The sequence below is a fragment of the Vibrio sp. nBUS_14 genome, from assembly GCF_051201655.1.
Classification (GTDB): domain Bacteria; phylum Pseudomonadota; class Gammaproteobacteria; order Enterobacterales; family Vibrionaceae; genus Vibrio.
Window position 1 is genome coordinate 441355 of sequence record NZ_CP179206.1, and the last position, 19104, is coordinate 460458.

Annotated in this window: 13 protein-coding genes, 1 pseudogene and 1 riboswitch; of the genes and pseudogenes, 10 read left to right on the plus strand and 4 right to left on the minus strand. The window is 44.2% G+C overall.

Annotation, left to right across the window (positions count from 1 at the left end; all coding sequences use genetic code 11):
* Nucleotides 1-34: 34 nt before the first annotated feature.
* Nucleotides 35-212, minus strand: a riboswitch (Lysine riboswitch).
* Nucleotides 213-387: 175 nt separating this feature from the next.
* On the plus strand, nt 388-1527 hold the full coding sequence (locus tag ACMAZD_RS02145; protein WP_435248387.1) for a pyridoxal-phosphate-dependent aminotransferase family protein: 1140 nt from the start codon (nt 388-390) through the stop codon (nt 1525-1527).
* A gap of 104 nt (nt 1528-1631) precedes the next feature.
* On the opposite strand, the gene ACMAZD_RS02150 is transcribed toward ACMAZD_RS02145, so the two are convergent.
* The 4 genes from ACMAZD_RS02150 to ACMAZD_RS02165 form a co-directional block, all read right to left on the minus strand.
* Nucleotides 1632-3395, minus strand: coding sequence for a PglL family O-oligosaccharyltransferase (locus tag ACMAZD_RS02150; RefSeq protein WP_435248388.1), 1764 nt, complete (start codon nt 3393-3395; stop codon nt 1632-1634).
* Nucleotides 3396-3505: 110 nt separating this feature from the next.
* Nucleotides 3506-6337, minus strand: a complete 2832-nt coding sequence (gene uvrA / locus ACMAZD_RS02155) for an excinuclease ABC subunit UvrA (RefSeq protein ID WP_435248389.1) — start codon at nt 6335-6337, stop codon at nt 3506-3508.
* 254 nt (nt 6338-6591) lie between these two features.
* Nucleotides 6592-7464: a UTP--glucose-1-phosphate uridylyltransferase GalU gene (galU, locus tag ACMAZD_RS02160; protein ID WP_065606690.1), complete on the minus strand. Its 873-nt coding sequence runs from the start codon at nt 7462-7464 to the stop codon at nt 6592-6594.
* A 157-nt stretch (nt 7465-7621) separates the two neighbouring features.
* Entirely contained in the window at nt 7622-8269 is a 648-nt protein-coding gene (locus ACMAZD_RS02165) for a LuxR C-terminal-related transcriptional regulator (RefSeq protein WP_435248390.1), read from the minus strand.
* Nucleotides 8270-8548: 279 nt separating this feature from the next.
* Here ACMAZD_RS02165 and ACMAZD_RS02170 point away from each other — a divergent pair, with 279 nt between their 5' ends.
* From ACMAZD_RS02170 to ACMAZD_RS02210, 9 genes and pseudogenes are all read left to right on the plus strand, one after another.
* Nucleotides 8549-9106, plus strand: coding sequence for a single-stranded DNA-binding protein (locus ACMAZD_RS02170; RefSeq protein WP_435248391.1), 558 nt, complete (start codon nt 8549-8551; stop codon nt 9104-9106).
* Between the two features lie 158 nt (nt 9107-9264).
* Nucleotides 9265-11281: pseudogene (gene csrD / locus ACMAZD_RS02175) on the plus strand (RNase E specificity factor CsrD).
* A 2-nt stretch (nt 11282-11283) separates the two neighbouring features.
* On the plus strand, nt 11284-12726 hold the full coding sequence (locus tag ACMAZD_RS02180; protein WP_435248392.1) for an MSHA biogenesis protein MshI: 1443 nt from the start codon (nt 11284-11286) through the stop codon (nt 12724-12726).
* Nucleotides 12726-13373, plus strand: a complete 648-nt coding sequence (gene pilO / locus ACMAZD_RS02185) for a type 4a pilus biogenesis protein PilO (protein WP_435248393.1) — start codon at nt 12726-12728, stop codon at nt 13371-13373. The genes ACMAZD_RS02180 and pilO overlap by 1 nt, the downstream gene beginning before the upstream one ends.
* Nucleotides 13366-13698, plus strand: coding sequence for an MSHA biogenesis protein MshK (locus ACMAZD_RS02190; protein ID WP_435248394.1), 333 nt, complete (start codon nt 13366-13368; stop codon nt 13696-13698). The genes pilO and ACMAZD_RS02190 overlap by 8 nt, the downstream gene beginning before the upstream one ends.
* 15 nt (nt 13699-13713) lie before the next feature.
* Nucleotides 13714-15324, plus strand: coding sequence for a pilus (MSHA type) biogenesis protein MshL (gene mshL / locus ACMAZD_RS02195; protein WP_435248395.1), 1611 nt, complete (start codon nt 13714-13716; stop codon nt 15322-15324).
* Between the two features lie 52 nt (nt 15325-15376).
* Nucleotides 15377-16216 carry an ExeA family protein gene (locus tag ACMAZD_RS02200; RefSeq protein WP_435248396.1) on the plus strand — a complete coding sequence of 280 codons (840 nt, stop codon included), beginning with the start codon at nt 15377-15379 and terminating at the stop codon, nt 16214-16216.
* 2 nt (nt 16217-16218) lie between these two features.
* The gene (locus tag ACMAZD_RS02205; protein ID WP_435248397.1) at nt 16219-17388 is read left to right on the plus strand and encodes a tetratricopeptide repeat protein; all 1170 of its coding nucleotides are present in this window, start codon (nt 16219-16221) and stop codon (nt 17386-17388) included.
* The gene (locus ACMAZD_RS02210; protein ID WP_435248398.1) at nt 17378-19102 is read left to right on the plus strand and encodes a GspE/PulE family protein; all 1725 of its coding nucleotides are present in this window, start codon (nt 17378-17380) and stop codon (nt 19100-19102) included. Before ACMAZD_RS02205 ends, ACMAZD_RS02210 begins: the two co-directional genes overlap by 11 nt.
* Nucleotides 19103-19104: the final 2 nt, after the last annotated feature.

The following is a 19104-nucleotide window of genomic DNA, read 5'->3' on the forward strand; positions in this document are numbered from 1 at the left end:
TTTAGAGCAAAAAGAGAGGAATTATTAGAATAGTAACCTCAGAAGCTCCTCACCATATAGAAATGGCGACAGTTGTCGGGATTCAGCCCGCTCAACCGATAATAAAGGTCCTGCATCCTTTTATTATCTCGGCACTGCTCCCCCTTAATGTTTTGTATTGGAAATGCGGTTCCACAAAACATCTGCCTGGGCAGTGCTCCTCTTCTGCTAGATAGCCATTTCATTGAACGTGTTTGCGGTAACAATGTCAATCCGTAACTGGAGATATTTAAAAATAATTTTAACAATTATGTGACACTGGTGTGACCTCAATTCTTATGGCTAATTGCTGAGATAATCAATTTGCTTTAGGGTGGATTGTTCACAATATTAACGTAAGGGATGTACATGTCTAACTTAACACTCACTACTGCTATCGATAGCTTTTATCCACCGCACCGAACGTTAATGGGACCGGGGCCTTCAGACATTTCGCCTCAAGTTCTACAGGCCTTGAGCCGTCCAACCATTGGTCATCTCGACCCGTTATTTATCGCGATGATGGATGAACTGAAACAACTTCTTAAGTATGCATTCCAAACAGAGAATGAATTTACGATTGCTGTTTCTGCTCCAGGCAGTGCGGGTATGGAAACCTGTTTTGTTAACTTGATTGAGCCTGGCGAGAAGGTGATTGTTTGTCGCAACGGTGTTTTTGGTGAACGTATGCGAGAGAATGTTGTGCGTTGTGGTGGTGAAGCGATCCTTGTTGACGACGAGTGGGGCAACCCCGTTTCTGTTGAAAAGGTAGAAAAGGCATTGGCAGAAAACCCTGATGCTGTTGCTGTCGCATTTGTCCATGCAGAGACGTCTACTGGAGCGTTATCGGATGCTCAAGCTATTTCCTCAGTGGCTCGTCAGTTTGATGCATTATCGATTGTGGATGCGGTGACATCATTAGGTGGTGTGCCATTGTTGGTTGATGAGTGGCAACTCGATGCGGTTTATTCAGGCAGTCAAAAGTGTCTATCTTGCGTTCCTGGACTGTCTCCAGTGACTTTCTCTCAACGTGCGGTAGAGAAGATGAAGGCGCGTCAATCACCAGTACAAAGCTGGTTCCTAGATCAGAGCTTGGTATTAGGTTATTGGAGTGGAGAAGGTAAGCGTAGTTATCACCACACGGCGCCCGTGAACAGCTTATATGCTCTGCATGAGTCGTTGGTTTTATTGAAAAATGAAGGACTAGACAACGCGTGGTCACGTCACCATGCGATGCACCAAGAGCTTAAAGAAGGCGTAGAAGCACTAGGATTAAAGTTTGTGGTTGACGAAGAGAGTCGTCTTCCGCAGCTCAATGCGCTTTATTTTCCTGAAGGAATCGATGAAGCCAAAATCAGAACACAACTTCTAGAAGAATATAACCTTGAAATTGGCGCGGGACTTGGGTCTTTGGCTGGCAAGGCTTGGCGCATTGGTTTAATGGGTTATGGCGCTCGAAAAGAGAATGTCGCTTTGTGCTTAAAAGCGTTGCAAGACGTTTTAAAATAGCGGTAATAAACTCAAGTTCAAAAGAAAAGCGCACAAGAGATCGTGCGCTTTTTTGTGTCTAGACTAAACGTCAATATGGTGAATTAACTCTAGATTCCTTGGCGTCATTTAGCAGAAGAAATGTTGTTTTCAGCTTCCGATATTTTCTTATATTGAACCTTGGAAAAGTCTCTATTTGGGAACAAGAAGCTCGCTTCACTACGAATTTGTTCGGCTTTACTGTGATCGCCTAATCCTTGATACGCTAGAATCAGGTTGCTGTAGAAAGCTGGCCTTGGCTTACGTTTTATGATCTCTAACGACCAATCAATATAAGGTTGGATCAAGCTAGGATCAGCTTTGTAGAGGCCGATATTTAGATAGGTGCTGTATACGTCCCAATCATAGCGATCTTTCCACACCACTGGGTTCGTTACCTGCTTAAGAATATCCGGGTTTTTGGGTTTAGAAAGTTCAAATTGAGTCAGGACATAATTGGTGTGTAAGGCACTCAACATATAAAAACTGACCAAGATAGAGACGACTAAGCTTGATACTCTAAATAGGGTTTTACTGATGATACTAAATGGCTGTTGGTAGTGACGAGAAGCTCGTTGATCGACCCAGTAAATCAAAATGATAAAGGTTACCCAGTGAATCGCTGAGTGGTAAAAAGGGTACTCGAGCTGAGAATGTAAGAGTATCGGTATAAATAGCGAGAGTAGTGCTAGACGTGTTCCCTTCGCTGAGCTTGTTATGCGTGACATCACCCACACTGCAGCAAGCAAGATACCGATGATTGGTACTATTCCACCTTCAACCCCCCAAAACAGGAACTCGTTGTGTGGGTGATCCATTGAAGGAAGGCCGGGATGATAATTTGGGTTGAGTTGATGCTGGCGAGCAGTGTATAGCGTGTACTCGGATTCGAACTTCCCGTAGCCATACCCTGTAAATGGCTTTTCGATCATCATATCGAGCGCTTGTGGAAAGGTATAAGCTCGTTGACTTTCTAAGTTAGCCCTTTTACTTGCGAGGCTATCAGTTGTACTGAGGCTGATTACCGAAAAAGCGACCACGATACCGACTAGCACTGATGCGCACCATCCGTAGAAGCGTTTCTTGGTCGAGAATTTGTATAGATAAGGCAGAATGCAGACAAGCCCAATGACGGCAGCCAACCACCCGGTACGTGATGCGATGATGATCAGCAAAGGTACGGTTAAGGTCGGGGTTAGGTATAGTAAGAATGACTCGCTAATTTTGTGATTATATTTAGCGGGCTGTCTCGCTAAAAGATACGCTGAAAGTACAAACCCAGTAGCTAAAAAGCTGGCCATTACATTCGGTTGTTGGAATATCCCATAAGGTCGATTAGCCGTTGTGTTGTAACCAAATAGATTGCCGGGTTCCAGTAAGAAATATTGCACGTAACCAAAGAGGGCTTGTATAACCACAGCAAGCACAATGAACCACAACATGCGTTGCTTGTGTTTATTGCTGAACTTAAATTGCTGAAGTACGACAAATAAAGCGAAGCCTGCCCACAATCCCAGTAGTCGACCAGATGCGGCTTGAGGAAAGGCGTTGCTGTAAAGAATGGGCAGCGTCAGTATCACGCAGCTTATTAGCAAGCCAACGGTTAACTTGGAATACTTGAGTACTCGGTTGGTTGCGAGTTGGTAGAAGCCAATCGCCAACGTAAAGCTAAGAGCTAACCAAGTGGTTGGATTAAAGGATAAAGCGAGGCCAGAGCCTCCAGGGTTAGGCATGAAAAAATGCATGGCTAATAAGAATACAACAGCTAAAGAGGCAAGAAATGCCTTGTTAAGCGGGAGCTGAGTTCTCTTATGTTCTAGCTGGGTACCGCTAGTATGTATTGTTGCCATAAATCCCTAACCTTATAAAACAGAGCTTGTTCCTTCTGAAACAAGCTCTGTTACTTTAACATTTTTCTGTCTGCTCGCAGGGAGCTATTTTATACAGAGCTATTTTACACCTACTTCAAATTTAACATAGGCTTAAGGAAGCGAGCTGTATGCGAACCTTCGACTAACGCCACATCTTCAGGTGTACCTTCTGCAACAATTTCGCCGCCTCCTTGACCACCTTCAGGGCCAAGATCTAGGATCCAGTCCGCAGTTTTGACGACGTCTAGGTTATGCTCAATTACGACAACCGTATTGCCGTGATCACGTAATCTATGCAGTACCGTTAACAGTTGCTGGATATCGTGGAAATGTAGGCCTGTTGTTGGCTCATCAAGAATGTATAAGGTTTTTCCCGTGTCTCGTTTAGATAACTCTCTTGCTAACTTAACACGTTGTGCTTCACCGCCAGACAATGTCGTTGCTGCTTGCCCGAGGCGAATGTAGGAAAGGCCAACGTCCATTAGGGTTTGCAGCTTGCGAGCAATAACAGGTACCGGGTTGAAGTATTCACGAGCATCTTCCACAGTCATCTCTAGAACTTCATCAATGGTTTTACCCTTGTAGCGGACCTCAAGAGTTTCACGGTTATAACGCTTACCTTTACACACATCACACGGGACATACACATCTGGCAAGAAGTGCATCTCTACTTTGATGACACCGTCTCCCTGACACGCTTCACAACGACCACCACGAACGTTAAAACTGAATCGACCTGGCTTGTAGCCACGAGATCGTGATTCCTGTGTACCGGCAAATAACTCTCGAATTGGAGTAAAAATACCAGTGTAGGTTGCAGGGTTTGATCTTGGTGTGCGACCGATAGGGCTTTGGTCAATATCGATCACTTTGTCGAAATGCTCTAAGCCTTTTATCTTTTTGTGCTGCGCTGGAACTGCGGTTGTTGCACCGTTTAATTGAGTGTGGGCAACTTTAAAGAAGGTGTCATTGATTAGAGTCGATTTACCTGACCCCGATACCCCCGTAATACAGCTGAACAAGCCTACAGGGATCGTCGCAGTGACATTCTTTAGGTTGTTCCCAGTCGCGCCAACGATCTCGACGACCTTTTTCTTGTCGATAGGCGTTCTTTGTTTTGGTATCGCAATTTCTTTGGCGCCGCTGAGGTATTGCCCAGTTAAAGAATTCGGATTTTCGATGATGTCTTGCATGGTGCCTTCAGCAACCACGTGACCACCGTGAACACCCGCTCCAGGGCCGATATCGATAACATGGTCAGCGCAACGAATCGCATCTTCATCATGCTCAACAACAAGCACGGTATTTCCTAAGTCTCTTAGGTGAACCAAAGTTTGCAGTAGACGTTCATTATCGCGCTGGTGGAGGCCAATCGATGGCTCATCCAGCACATACATAACGCCCACTAAACCGGCACCAATTTGACTTGCTAGACGAATCCGTTGCGCTTCACCACCAGACAGTGTTTCTGCACTGCGTGATAGGTTCAGATAATTCAAACCAACGTTCACCAAAAAATGCAGACGATCATTGATCTCTTTCATCACTTTATCAGCAATTTGTCCACGCTGGCCGTCTAACTTCAACTCTTGGAAAAATTGTAGTGCGTCAGCAATGCTGAGCTCAACGATTTCTGGCAAAGTTGTATCACCAATGAAAACATTTCGAGCTTCTAATCTCAGGCGAGTACCATTACAGCTAGAACATGATTTCGTTGAGATGTATTTGGCAAGGTCTTCACGTACTGCGCTAGATTCAGTATCGCGGTAGCGACGTTCTAGCGTATTTAAGATGCCTTCAAACGGATGACGTTTGACTCGAATATCACCTCGGTCATTGATGTACTTGAATTCCACTTCAGTACGCCCTGATCCCTTAAGAATGATCTCTTGAGTCTTTTTAGGTAGAGAGTTGAATGGCACATATAGATCAAAACCATAATGGTCTGATAACGATGTCAGCATCTGGAAATAGTAATAATTCTTCTGATCCCAGCCTTTAATCGCACCTTCAGCAATACTTAGGTTCTCATCTAAAATCACTCTGCTTGGGTCAAAATACTGTTGAACCCCAAGTCCATCACACGTACCACAAGCACCTGCCGGGTTATTGAATGAGAACAGGCGAGGCTCAAGTTCTTGCATGCTGTAACCACACTTTGGACAAGCGAAGTTTGCAGAGAATACGATCTCTTCTTGTTCTTTATCATCCATCCAACCGACTACGGCGATGCCACCAGAGAGCTCTAATGTTGTCTCAAACGATTCGGCTAAACGCTGTTGAAGATCTGGGCGAACCTTAAAGCGATCAACAACAACTTCAATGGTGTGCTTCTTGTGCAGTTCCAATGTGGGTGGATCGGACAAATCACAGGTCTCGCCATCAATACGGGCACGGATAAAGCCTTGCGCGGCTAGGTTTTCCAGTGTCTTTACATGCTCACCTTTACGTTCTTTGACGATCGGTGCCATCAGCATCATCTTTGAGCCTTCAGGCAGTTCTAATACCTTGTCGACCATTTGGCTGATGGTTTGCGCCGCTAGAGGGATATTGTGATCAGGACAGCGTGGCTCGCCGACTCGCGCGTAAAGCAGTCTTAGGTAATCATAAACTTCAGTGATGGTACCGACGGTTGAGCGAGGGTTGTGAGAGGTCGACTTCTGTTCTATCGAGATGGCTGGAGATAAACCTTCGATGTGGTCAACATCGGGTTTTTCCATAAGAGATAGAAATTGGCGAGCATAGGCAGACAAAGATTCTACATAACGACGTTGACCTTCCGCATAGAGAGTATCAAACGCAAGTGACGACTTTCCTGAACCTGATAAACCGGTGATAACCGTCAGCTTATCACGGGGTATGGTTAGGTTAATGTCTTTGAGGTTATGCGTACGAGCGCCTCTAATTTCTATTTTATCCATCTCAATAGACCATGTAATTTTAAGTGGCTAAAGTATTACATAGAGTGAGATTTGTGCAAAGTTTTACTGGATAAAAAAACAGTAAACAAAAAAGGGCGACTCTTTTGAGTCACCCTTGGAAACATTTAATATACTGTTAATCAACCGCTAATTGCTATTAATTAAATAGCTAAATAGCTAAATAGCTAAATAGTTAAACCGATAAAGAGTTAAACCGCTCAATAGCTAAATAGCGAGTAAGCCAAAATTAGCGATTAAGCTTCTTTTGTTGTTGAGTGCTTACCTAGTTCGATTTGTTGTTGGTCTTTTTTGTATAGGTTTTCAAAGCAGTAATTGGTTGCTTCGATATAGCCTTCAACGCTACCGCAGTCAAAACGTTGGCCTTTAAATTTGTAAGCCAATACACAGCCTGCTTTTGCTTGTTTTAGCAATGCATCAGTGATCTGGATCTCACCGCCTTTGCCTGGTTCAGTCTGCTCGATAAGCTCAAAGATATCTGGAGTCAGAATGTAACGGCCAATGATTGCTAGGTTACTTGGCGCAGTGCCTGGTTCTGGCTTTTCTACCATGTCATCAACACGGAAAAGATCATCTTTAATCATTTCGCCAGAGATAACACCGTACTTGTGAGTTTCTTCCTCTGGAACTTCTTGGACTGCCACAATTGAGCAACGGAACTGTTTGTATAGCGCAACCATCTGAGCTAACACACCTTGCTGCTCGTTGACACAAAGGTCATCAGCAAGCACAACTGCGAATGGTTCATCACCCACAAGTTCGCGACCAGTCAAGATAGCATGGCCTAGACCTTTCATTTCGCGTTGACGAATGTACGTGAAGTTTGCTGCTTCAATCGTCTCACGAATATTGATCAGCAAATCTTCTTTATTGGTGCCGCTGATCTGGTGCTCAAGCTCGTAGTTCTTATCAAAGTGGTCCATTAATGAATGCTTACCACGGCCAGTCACGATGCACATGCCGTCCATACCAGCTTCGATCGCCTCTTCAACGCCGTATTCAATCAGAGGTTTGTTTACGACAGGCATCATCTCTTTCGGCATTGACTTAGTTGCAGGTAAAAAACGTGTACCGTAGCCAGCTGCTGGGAAAAGGCACTTTTTGATCATGGTAAGACCCTTTATCTATAATAATTATGGATTCAACCTGAATGGTTGATATTTCTGAGGGCAACTCTAGCATAAGTTATGTCGAAAATTCAGCAACAATCCGTATGGTTCATTAGAGCTTCCCTCAAAATTATCGTCAGTTTAAGAGGTTGATCAATTAGGCAAGCAGGTTCTGGTTTGCCCATGCAATGGCCTGGACTCTGTTTTTTACGGCCAGTTTTCGGAATATTTGATAAAGATGAGATTTGACAGTGAACTCACTAATGAACAAATCATCGGCTATTTGTGTGTTTGATGAGCCGGATTGAAGGCAGCGAATCACTTGCAGCTCTCTAATGGTTAAGTCGACATTGGTGGGAGTGGTATTAGTGCTCACGATATTTCGATAGTAGAACAGTAATTGGCTTGCTACTTTTCTAGGCAGCCAGTTTTCTCCATTGATTACCTCTTCCAGTCCCTTCGCTATTTTGGCTTTCTCTTCAGTGTTGTAAAACAGACCTTTTAATACGCCAAACGTAATCAACTCCGATGTAGGGAGTGGCTTGGGGACGTTGAATAGAATGATCTCATGATTTTTCCACATCACGGGTAGATTTGGATGACGGTATGTTAATAGCGGCACCTCTTTGTAATCAACCAGTAAAATTCGGTTGCTCTGATTTCGATCAAATAACATCAGATCATCTGGTATCATCTTATATAAGATTATAGATAGGTGTTTTTCTATCGCTTTTACGTGTAAGTAGGTGTCGTTTGGGTCGATACACATAAAGTGCAAAGTGCGAGCATAGCGAGATTTTCTCATTGAAACGCCTTGTTGAGTTGGGATTAGATTTCACGTTGTCATGCATGCTTGCGTTTCTCTAGAGTGTTTCTTGTGACTTGCGTTGAATATCAACTTGGAAAGTAAATGATAAGTTTGTAAGTAGAGAAAAAAGCAACATCGCTCTGAATATCATGATTTATTGCGCTTTTATTCTTTGTCGTGATGTGAGAATAGGAATGCGATTTATCACAGTAGAAAAGCATGCTATTCTTGTGCGCTAGAAATTTTCTGAGACTATGAATTTAGACGGAGCAAATCATGGCTAGCCGTGGAGTTAACAAAGTTATATTAGTGGGTAACCTAGGTAATGACCCAGAAATTCGTTACATGCCAAATGGCAGCGCAGTAGCGAACATTACCATTGCAACGTCAGAGTCATGGCGTGATAAAGCAACTGGAGAACAGCGTGAAAAAACAGAATGGCACCGTGTTGCTCTGTTTGGCAAGCTAGCGGAAGTTGCTGGTGAGTACCTGCGTAAAGGTTCTCAAGTTTACATTGAAGGTCAACTTCAAACGCGTAAATGGCAAGATCAAAGCGGTCAAGATCGCTACACAACAGAAGTCGTTGTTCAAGGCTTCAACGGTGTAATGCAAATGCTTGGCGGTCGTGCTCAGGGCGGTGCTCCTGCTCAAGGTGGTATGGGTAACAACCAACAGCAAGGTAGTTGGGGTCAGCCACAGCAGCCACAACAACAGCAGCAACAATACAGTGCTCCAGCCCAACAGCAGCCGAAAGCACCTCAACAAGCTCCTCAGCAGGCTCAACCTCAATATAATGAGCCGCCAATGGATTTTGATGATGACATCCCATTTTAGCAGTTTTTAATATATTATAAAGACAGTATTAGATTGGAAAAAGCCGCGTTTATCGCGGCTTTTTGTTACCTAGAATTCTTAACGCTTTATTTACAACGTCAATTTATAGTATAAGTAGCGATACGGTATAATGTGAGTTGAAAAGGATTTCGTTATTCATGAGATATACCCCCACACTAAAATTGAGCACTCGCTTAGTCGCCTTTGTCACCGTGAGTGTGATCAGCGCGATGTTCATTCTTTTTATCGGCGGGACTCTGTCTTTTAAGCGTATAGGGCAAGAATATTTAGACCATTATTTGGTGGGTATTGTCGACGTTGTAGATAAAGAGATGGAAGACCCTGATGCCGCGTATTCAATGCAACGTTGGATGCCTAAGATGTTGCAGGCGAGTAATATTGTGGAGATGAAACTCTCGAACAAGACCGGCATCGTTTATCGTTTCAAAGATACCGCCACACAAATTGATCCCAACCGTCTCTATGAAAGAAGCTTTATTCTCGAGCGCAATGAAGGTTATCGAATCGAGTTTAAGGCGCTTCCCCCTTATATAGGTTACAGCTATTCGCTTGAAGCTATGTGGTCAATTACTCTAGCGGTTGCTCTCATTATTTTCTGTTTAGCCCGTGGTGTTCGATGGCTCAAAGAGCAGTTGATGGGGTCAGAAATACTAGAAGAACGAGGAAGAATGCTTCTTGCTGGGCAAGTCGAAGCTTATGCGAAAGGGGATGAGCGAGAGTGGCCCTATACCGCAAGTGAAGCGCTTGATGTGTTAATTGAAGAGCTGAAAGATGCTCGTCAAGAAAGAAGCCGTTTTGATACTTTTATTCGTACCCATACCTTCTTAGACAAACTGACTGGTACCGCAAATCGCGTTCTATTTGATAATAAGCTTGAATCCGCACTGCATGAAAGTGGCGCTCGAGGCGGCGTGTTGTTGGTGCGTATCGACGAATGGGAGCAGGTTCGTGATGCTAACGACAAGCAAATCACTGACGGCTTTATTATTGAAGTGGGCGAAGTATTATCGAATATTGTTCAACGCTATCCTGATGTTATTTTTTCTCGTTATTACGATGCTGATTTTGCCGTATTTATTCCGCATCAAGGAGCTAAAGATATTGGTACTCTTGCCGCTCAGTGTTTAAGGCAGTTAGATAAACTAACTCCGCCAGAGCCTTTAGATTCTGATAATTGGTGCCATATTGGCGTAACCATGTATACCGAAGGTGAGCGTCACAGTCAGATCATGGATGAAACGGAAACAGCATTAAAGAGTGCGCAGCTGGAGCGAATCAATAACTGGAGTCGTTACCCTAAGCTAAACAAAAATGAGCTTGATATAGGCAGTGTCCGCTGGAGAACATTGCTGGATAAAGCACTGCTTCCTGATAATTTAGTAATCTTTGCTCAGCGGTGCTATCTTATGTCAGAGACAGGTCAAGCTAATGAATTGCATAAAGAAATATTCACGCGAATTCAAGACCCTGATAAAGGTCTATTGAAGTCATCTCGATTCATGCCTGCAGTAGAGCAAGTGGGTTATCAAGCTCAAATGGATCAATCGGTTTTGAAGGTGTTATTGAAGTCACTGAAAGAATCAACTCAGGCGACTCATTATTCAGTGAATTTAAATGTTACGCCGTTTGCCAATAAACAGCATTTTAAGTGGTTTAGAAGTGAGTTGTTGCAGCTCTCTGCTCAACACCGCTCTCAGCTTGCATTTGAGTTTCCAGAGGGGCACTTGATTGCCCATCTTGATTATATGAGACCGGTGGCGAAGGTGCTGCGAGGTTTAGGGTGTAAAGTGGTGGTTGGTCAAGCTGGGCGAACCATTGTTAGCACTCACTATATAAAGGACCTAAAGGTTAATTACATTAAGCTTCATCGAAGCTTAATAAAGAAAATCGAATCAAAGGCATGAGAACCAACTGTTTGTCAGAAGCTTAATTGGGGCATGCGGTGACTCTCCAACTCAAGTTATTGCCGTTGGAGTCGAGACAAAACAAGAGAAGAATACCTTGATAGAGTTAGGCATTAACGGCTATCAAGGGAGGTATTTAGACGAAGAACAACAGATAATCCCTTTGCCTAATCAAGCTGAAAAGGTCGCGAAAGCGGAATCGGTTGTGAAAGTTGGACGAAGAAATCGATGGCGTAAGAGTAGTAGTTAACAATGAATTTTAAAGCGATTTTAGACAAGATAAAGCCAACGAACAATAAAGGCAGCTCTCAAATTGTCATGTTAGGCAACGATGCTATTTATATTTCATCGATAGAGCCAGAACTGCCCGTAACTTGTATTCCTGTCATTAACGAGGACTGGGAAAGCGCACTGAAGAAATCGCTTAGCAGTGGGGCATTTACTAGCAATAGCCTGCAATTAATTGTTTGTGCTAACTACTACCAAACCTACCAACTTGATAAACCGGATATTCCAGAAAGTGAATGGTCGGTTGCCCTGCCTTTTTTACTCAAAGATCTTGTCTCTGAAAGAGTGACTGAAATTATAGCGAGTGCGGTCGCGTTACCGACGTCGAATAAGCTGCAAGTGTATGTTCTGCCAAAAAAGCTGTTAGACAAGATCTTGAATATTACCAATTCGGCTCAGGTTGAATTAATAGGCGTTGCTCCTGAAGATGAAATCTGGGGTTACAGTGCTGGCGAACTGTCTAATTTCATCCTTTTACAGCGCAGCGCCAATTCACAATTTAAGCTGGGTGCGTTTGTTGAAAATACCGTTTGCTTTCAGAGAACCATCCGTAGTGTTGTTCCACCTTTAACGGGTGTTGCATCAAGCGCTCTGCAGTTGGATGGTCTTGCTCTAGAACTCCAGCGCTCGATTGATTACCTTTCTTCTCAAATTAAAGGCACTCAACTTCATCAGTTGAAAATCTGCTGCGATGAGGAAGATGAGTCTGAGTTACAAGGTGTGTTAAATAATACATTGAGTTCAACGGTTTCTCTGCTCATTGAAGGTGATCGTGATAATTCAGAGAGCTTGTTGGTTAAGCTCGCGGCGAAAAAAGAGGCTTTTAATGTCAATCTTTATCCTGAACATCTCAAGCCTAAGAAAGAATATTTTATGCTGACGAATGTTGTTGCGAGTTGGGGGTTAGTTTGTGTGCTGCTACTTGGTGGTTACTTTGTAATGCAGTCTCAAGTTTCTGAGCTAGACAAAGCCCTAATCGCTTTGCAACATGATTCTAACCAGCTTAATAAGCAGGTTAAGCAACTGAATAGTCAGTTAACGCAACATGGACCATCTCCAGGGATGATTGCTGCAGTTAAGCGTCTCAAACGTGAGACTCAAGCAAATAAAGAGGCATTGAAGGCGATCGGACAATACGACGAATCACAACAAGTCGGGTATTCTGGCGTTATGAACTCTTTAGCTCAATTAGGTCGAAATGACATCTCTCTTTCGCATATCTACATGACTCATAACACTCTAGATCTGAGTGGCTTAGCTCGCAATGCTAATGTTGTCCCCAACTGGATCGGTCAATTCAAAAATGAGCTTAACCTTGTCGGTCGCTCTTTTGAAAAACTAAAAATTGGTCGTAATGATCAGGATGTGGTGACGTTTGAGCTAAATACTCGCAGGGAGAGTAAATAATGCAGCAGTGGAACCAGCTCAGCGATAAGTTTCTTGCATTAAGTCAGAGAGAAAAATGGCTACTTTTCGTGTGTGGTTTTGTTGGCCTATCTATGCTGTTGTTCACTTTATTGGTTGAGCCTGCGTATCTCGATTTACAGGCTAAAAATGCTAAGACAATGAATCTGACTCAGTCAAACCAGAGACAGCAAGGCGAGTTGCTCGCTCTTCAAGCTAAGTTAAATAAAGACCCAGATAAAGACATTAATCGAGAGTACAAAAAACTGCTGGTGGAGAGCCAAGAGCTGTCACTTCAGCTTTCCCAGATTGTCGATGGACTGATCACGCCTTCTCAAATGTCTCAGCTATTGGAGAGTGTTCTTAATGCCGGAAATGGACTTAAGCTCGAATCGCTCGAGTCGTTAAAACCAGAAGCGATTTCGAATAATCAAGAGACCAGTGAATATTCAGGCTACTTCCTTCACCCTGTAAGAATGGAGTTGACGGGTAGTTTCTTTGATATTACGTCTTACCTTCAAGCGCTTGAGTCTCTTCCTATGAGTTACTACTGGCGTACATTTGAATACACGGTAGAAGAATACCCGAAAGCTCGGCTTGTATTCGAGGTTTATACACTGGGTACTAGACAGGAGTTTATCGGTGGTTAGAGTTCTGTTGTTGTCATTAATATTGACCAGTTCATTGGTGCGGGCTGAGCAAGACCCAACGGCCCCGCTGGGTTGGATGACGCCTCAACAAAAAACAGCGCCAGCTAAGAAAGCGCCAACTCATTATCGTTTACCGTCTTTAGAAAGTATCGTGTGTAAAGCGGATACGCCTTGTTACGCCATTCTCAATGGTGAAATCCTTGGTCAAGGAGAGACAATACGAGGGTATCGAGTTAAGGGTATAGATTCAGAATACGTCACTCTGCAGAGAGGCTCTAAGCAGTGGGAATTAGAGATGTTCTCTTTAGATATCAAGAATAATTAAGGTTTGAGTGAAGACATGCGTAAACTTGTATTAACAATTCTAGTGTCATCTTTAGTCGGTTGTTCAATGGGGCATCGTGACCCTGTTGAGATAAAAAAGTCTTTGAACGAATCCATTAATGAAGCTAATAGTAAAGCACTTCATGAGCTTCCTTCGTCGGTTCAAGACGATCTCATGCCACAACTTGATTCAGACTCAATGTCTCCGAGTATGGAAACGGTTAAGCGCTTTCGTATTCAGGCGAATGGTGTCGAAGCGAGAACCTTCTTTGCTAGCTTAGTTAAAGGTACTGAATACAGCGCGGCTATTCACCCTGGCGTGTCTGGAAACCTTACTCTTAATTTAACTGACGTGACGTTAGATGAAGTGTTGGCTGTTGCTCAGGATATGTATGGCTACGATATAGAAAAACGTGGCAAAGTTATTCAGATTTACCCTGCTGGTCTGCGCACGGTTACGATCCCGGTTGATTACTTACAAGTGAAGCGTTCAGGTCGCTCATTGACGACCATCACCACCGGCACGATCTCTAACTCAGATTCTAATTCATCAAATTCGTCAAATTCATCCAACTCTTCTAACTCATCGAATTCGAATGGTGGAACAGAGATTGAAACAACCTCTGAAAGTGATTTCTGGCCACAGCTTGAAGCGGCAGTTGCTCACCTCATTGGTTCTGGTGACGGGCAGAGCGTTGTTGTGACCCCGCAAGCCAGCGTGATTACGGTACGCGCTTACCCTGACGAAATTCGTGAAGTTCGAGAGTTTTTAGGCATTTCTCAGAAACGTTTGCAACGTCAAGTTATCTTAGAAGCCAAGATCATGGAAGTCACTTTGAGTGATGGTTACCAACAGGGAATTAGCTGGTCGAATTTGTCTAAGTCGATTGGCAGCGGTGGCGTTGTAATTGATCGTCCGGCAAGTGCTTTACCGCCGTTAGATGCAATCAGTTCTTTGTTAGGCGGACAAACTAACGTAACGATTTCAGATGGCAGCTTTGAAGCAGTTTTGAGTTTTATGGATACTCAAGGTGACCTTAATGTTCTATCGAGCCCGCGAGTCACGGCGGCAAATAACCAGAAAGCGGTGATCAAAGTGGGTACCGACGAATACTACGTGACAGATTTATCAAGTTCGGTCGGTAGTGGTGATGACGCGAATGTCGCACCTGAGGTTGAATTAACTCCGTTCTTCTCTGGTATCTCTTTAGATGTGACCCCTCAGATAGACGATAAAGGTAGCGTGTTCTTACATGTTCACCCAGCCGTTATTGAGGTAGAGGAAGAAGTGAAAGAGCTCAACCTAGGTTCAACAACTGGCATCGTGCAACTTCCTTTGGCGAAAAGCTCTATTCGTGAATCTGACTCAGTGATTCGAGCACGAGATGGCGATGTGGTCGTTATTGGTGGTTTGATGAAATCCAACACCAGTGATGTGACGTCTAAAGTTCCATTCCTTGGAGATATTCCAGCCTTAGGTCATTTATTCCGTAATACCAATCAGTTAACGCAAAAAACTGAGCTTGTGATCTTATTGAAACCGACCATTGTCGGCGTCAATACTTGGCAATCTGAGTTGGAGCGTTCTCGAGACCTTTTACAAGAATGGTTCCCTGATGAAGAGTAGCCACTCGTCTTCTCCATGTAGATTGGCAGTATCTAACTAAGCTAGGTCACTTATGTATCAAGCTCACTTTGGTTTTGAACAACTGCCATTTACCTTAACGCCGAATACCGATTTATTTTATGGTTTAGCGCCTCATTTCGAAGCGATTCAGACGGTGATCTCGGCATTAGAAATGGGCGAGGGCGTGATTAAGGTTACTGGTGAGGTCGGCACGGGAAAAACGATGGTATGCCGAATGTTGGTGAACCATCTACAAGACAGTACGGCGCTAATCTATCTTCCGAATCCAATGCTATCTGGTGATGACTTGCGCCAAGCGGTCGCTAAAGAGCTTGATGTTGTGGTTGAGAACGAAGCGACCTTAGTCGATAGCATTCAGCATAGATTGATTGAGTTACACAGCTCGGGGCTAAGAGTCGTCGCGATACTTGATGAAGCTCAAGCTTTATCGGATGAGGCGCTCGAAACACTAAGGTTGTTCGGTAACCTTGAAACTGAAGATAAAAAACTGCTGCAAATTGTTTTATTGGGGCAGCCTGAATTGGATGTTCGACTAGAGGCTTATCATCTTAGGCAGTTTCGTCAAAGAATCACGTTTAGCTCAACACTAAGGCCGCTTAACCTTGACGAAGCGGTGGCTTATATCGATAACCGAATAGCTAAGTCGGGTGGCAATCAAAATCTATTTAGTTTGAATCATAAAAAAGCAATCTGGCGCTCTTCTCTAGGGATTCCAAGGTTGATTAATCAGTTGTGTCATAAAGCCTTATTGCTTTCATTTAGCGAAGATAAAAAAACGGTTGAAAACCAACATCTATTTGCTGCTATGCAAGAAACATACGATGTATGTAAGCCTAAATTTAAAATGCCAATACTGTGGGGTTGGAATTAATTATGAGCGCCATTAATAACGCCTTGTCTGAATTGGCCAAGAAAGAATCAACAACATCGATAGAAGCGGCTGTCGTGCCTAAAGTCAAAACGCGCTCGCCATTAGTATGGGTTGCGGGTGGGTTTACCTTAAGTTTGGCAATGGGGGGGTGGGCAGTATCGCAAGCCCCTAAACTTGATAATCCCATTTCAGTAACGGCCACACAGGTAGAGGTTTCGCTTGTTGATAGTTCCGGGCAAGTGAACAGTGTTGTTGCGCCAGCGATGCCCCTGTCACCAACCCAAAAACTGGTTGCTGTCGACTCTGAATTAATGCCAGTGACATCTCACTCAAAGGTTGAAAAGTCTCACCAATCAGTCACTACTCAGTCGCTATCTAAAACATCCAGAGTCGCGGAACAGTCAAAAAATCAAACAGCCCCTAAAGCGGTGAGAGTCGTCCCTCAAGAGCCGATTTATGTGGCAAACGTATCGAAGCAAACGCCGTCATTAGTGAATGGGCAAGTGAGTAAAGGTACGTCTTCAGCTTCATCAGAACATTCAGCTGGTAAGGGTATGATGATTGAGCAGGTAGAGCTAACGCCTGAGCAGTTATCAGTGAATGCACAAGGGCGAGCTCAGAAAGCGCTTGATGCGAATGATCTTACTGGTGCTTTGAAAGGTTACACCGAAGCCTTGCGTTATACGCCACGTAATGAAGATGTTCGTCAGAAACTCGCGATTCTCTATTTTGGTAAGGGCGATACTCGTAAAGCCTACGAGCTGTTCCAATCAGGCATCAAATTTAATACCAACAGCGAAAAGCTACGGTTGGGTTTATCTAAACTGTTGGTTAAAGCTAACCAAGCAGAAGCGGCTTTAAGCCCGTTAATCCACCTGCCACCCAATCCTACTCAAGATTATTTGGCAATGCGTGCGGCATTGAGTCAAAAATCTCAGCAAGAAGACATTGCGCTTGAGAGTTACCAAAAGTTAGTCGAGATTGATTCCGACAATGCTCGCTGGTGGCTTGGCCTTGCGATTCAACAAGAGCGTCAGCTTGATTTTTCTGCTGCAAAAGGGTCATACCAAGGTGCCTTAATCAGAGTTGGAATCTCATCTCAATCGCAAAATTTTGTGCGTGACCGCTTAAAAATAATCAAAGCTTTAGAGGAGAGTGGCGATGCCCACTAGATTAAGAAAAAGGCTAGGTGATTTGCTCGTCGAAGAGGGAATCATCACTGAAGCCCAGGTTGAACAAGCTCTTGCGGCTCAAAAAAGTACCGGTCGTAAGCTAGGTGATACGCTGATTGAACTTGGTTTCTTATCTGAGCAGCAAATGCTGAGCTTTCTATCGCAACAGCTTGCTATTCCTCTTATTGATCTAAGCCGAGCGAACGTTGATATTGAAGCGGTGCAACTGTTACCTGAGGTTCATGCCCGCCGTCTTCGTGCGTTGGTGATTGGTCGTCAAGGTGACACTCTGCGTGTAGCGATGAGTGACCCAGCAGATCTGTTTGCCCAAGAATCGCTGCTTGGCCAATTAGGCGATTACGCGCTTGAGTTTGTTGTTGCGCCTGAAAGGCAATTGGTCGATGGGTTTGATCGCTACTACCGTCGAACCAAAGAAATTGCGTCTTTCGCTGAGCAGCTTCATGCCGAGCACCAAGTCAATGACGCCTATGATTTTGATATCACAGGTGAAGACAGTGACGAAGTGACGGTCGTTAAGCTGATCAACTCGCTATTTGAAGATGCAATCCAAGTCGGTGCATCTGATATTCATATTGAGCCAGACTCAAGCGTATTGCGCCTTCGTCAGCGTATTGATGGCGTGCTGCATGAAACACTGCTGAATGAAGTCAATATTGCTTCTGCACTAGTGCTACGCTTGAAGTTAATGGCGAACCTCGATATCTCAGAGAAGCGCTTACCTCAAGATGGTCGTTTTAACATTCGAGCCAAAGGTCAGTCGGTTGATATTCGTATGTCGACCATGCCTGTGCAGCATGGTGAGTCTGTGGTTATGCGTCTTCTCAACCAATCAGCAGGCCTTCGTAAATTAGAGGCGTCAGGTATACCAAGTGATCTGTTGGTTCGACTTCGTCAACAGTTACGCCGCCCACATGGGATGATCTTGGTTACCGGGCCAACTGGTTCAGGTAAAACAACCACCCTTTATGGTGCGTTAAGCGAATTGAACGAGCCGGGTAAAAAGATCATTACCGCGGAAGATCCGGTGGAATACCGTCTTCCTCGTGTGAACCAAGTTCAGGTAAACCCTAAGATCAATCTCGACTTCTCTACTATCCTCAGAACTTTCCTTCGACAGGATCCCGATATCATCCTTATTGGTGAGATGCGTGACCAAGAAACCGTTGAGATTGGTCTGAGAGCCGCACTGACGGGTCACTTAGTCTTAAGTACGCTGCATACCAATGATTCAGTAGACAGTGCGCTGCGTATGATGGATATGGGGGCGCCAGGTTATTTGGTCGCGAGTGCGGTTCGAGCGGTAGTGGCCCAGCGATTAGTGCGCAAAGTGTGTACTGATTGCAAGGTTGAGGATGAATTGGATGAACCTCGTAAGCAGTGGTTGCAAGTACGTTTTCCTAATCAAGTGGCTGTGCCATTCATGAAAGGCCGTGGTTGCCAGAACTGTAACCTAACCGGTTATCGCGGGCGTATTGGTGTCTTTGAAATGTTGGAGCTAGAACAAGACATGATGGATGCACTCAGAGCGAACGATGCGGTTGGTTTTGCTCAAACTGCAAGGCGGTCAAAAAACTACAAACCGTTATTGGCTTCTGCGATGGAGTTAGCTTTGCAAGGCGTTGTGAGCCTCGATGAAATCATGCACCTTGGTGAAGGCGATGCTTCCGGTGCCACTGACCCAATTTATCTGTAGGG

What these genes read in the sequence shown, in the direction of transcription:
- ACMAZD_RS02200 (WP_435248396.1), top strand. Translation starts at nt 15,377, where the DNA reads ATGTATCAAGCTCACTTTGGTTTTGAACAACTGCCATTTACCTTAACG.
- pilO (WP_435248393.1), top strand. Translation starts at nt 12,726, where the DNA reads ATGCAGCAGTGGAACCAGCTCAGCGATAAGTTTCTTGCATTAAGTCAG.
- ACMAZD_RS02210 (WP_435248398.1), top strand. Translation starts at nt 17,378, where the DNA reads ATGCCCACTAGATTAAGAAAAAGGCTAGGTGATTTGCTCGTCGAAGAG.
- ACMAZD_RS02150 (WP_435248388.1), bottom strand. Translation starts at nt 3,395, where the DNA reads ATGGCAACAATACATACTAGCGGTACCCAGCTAGAACATAAGAGAACT.
- mshL (WP_435248395.1), top strand. Translation starts at nt 13,714, where the DNA reads ATGCGTAAACTTGTATTAACAATTCTAGTGTCATCTTTAGTCGGTTGT.
- uvrA (WP_435248389.1), bottom strand. Translation starts at nt 6,337, where the DNA reads ATGGATAAAATAGAAATTAGAGGCGCTCGTACGCATAACCTCAAAGAC.
- ACMAZD_RS02180 (WP_435248392.1), top strand. Translation starts at nt 11,284, where the DNA reads ATGAATTTTAAAGCGATTTTAGACAAGATAAAGCCAACGAACAATAAA.
- ACMAZD_RS02170 (WP_435248391.1), top strand. Translation starts at nt 8,549, where the DNA reads ATGGCTAGCCGTGGAGTTAACAAAGTTATATTAGTGGGTAACCTAGGT.
- ACMAZD_RS02145 (WP_435248387.1), top strand. Translation starts at nt 388, where the DNA reads ATGTCTAACTTAACACTCACTACTGCTATCGATAGCTTTTATCCACCG.
- ACMAZD_RS02165 (WP_435248390.1), bottom strand. Translation starts at nt 8,269, where the DNA reads ATGAGAAAATCTCGCTATGCTCGCACTTTGCACTTTATGTGTATCGAC.
- galU (WP_065606690.1), bottom strand. Translation starts at nt 7,464, where the DNA reads ATGATCAAAAAGTGCCTTTTCCCAGCAGCTGGCTACGGTACACGTTTT.
- ACMAZD_RS02205 (WP_435248397.1), top strand. Translation starts at nt 16,219, where the DNA reads ATGAGCGCCATTAATAACGCCTTGTCTGAATTGGCCAAGAAAGAATCA.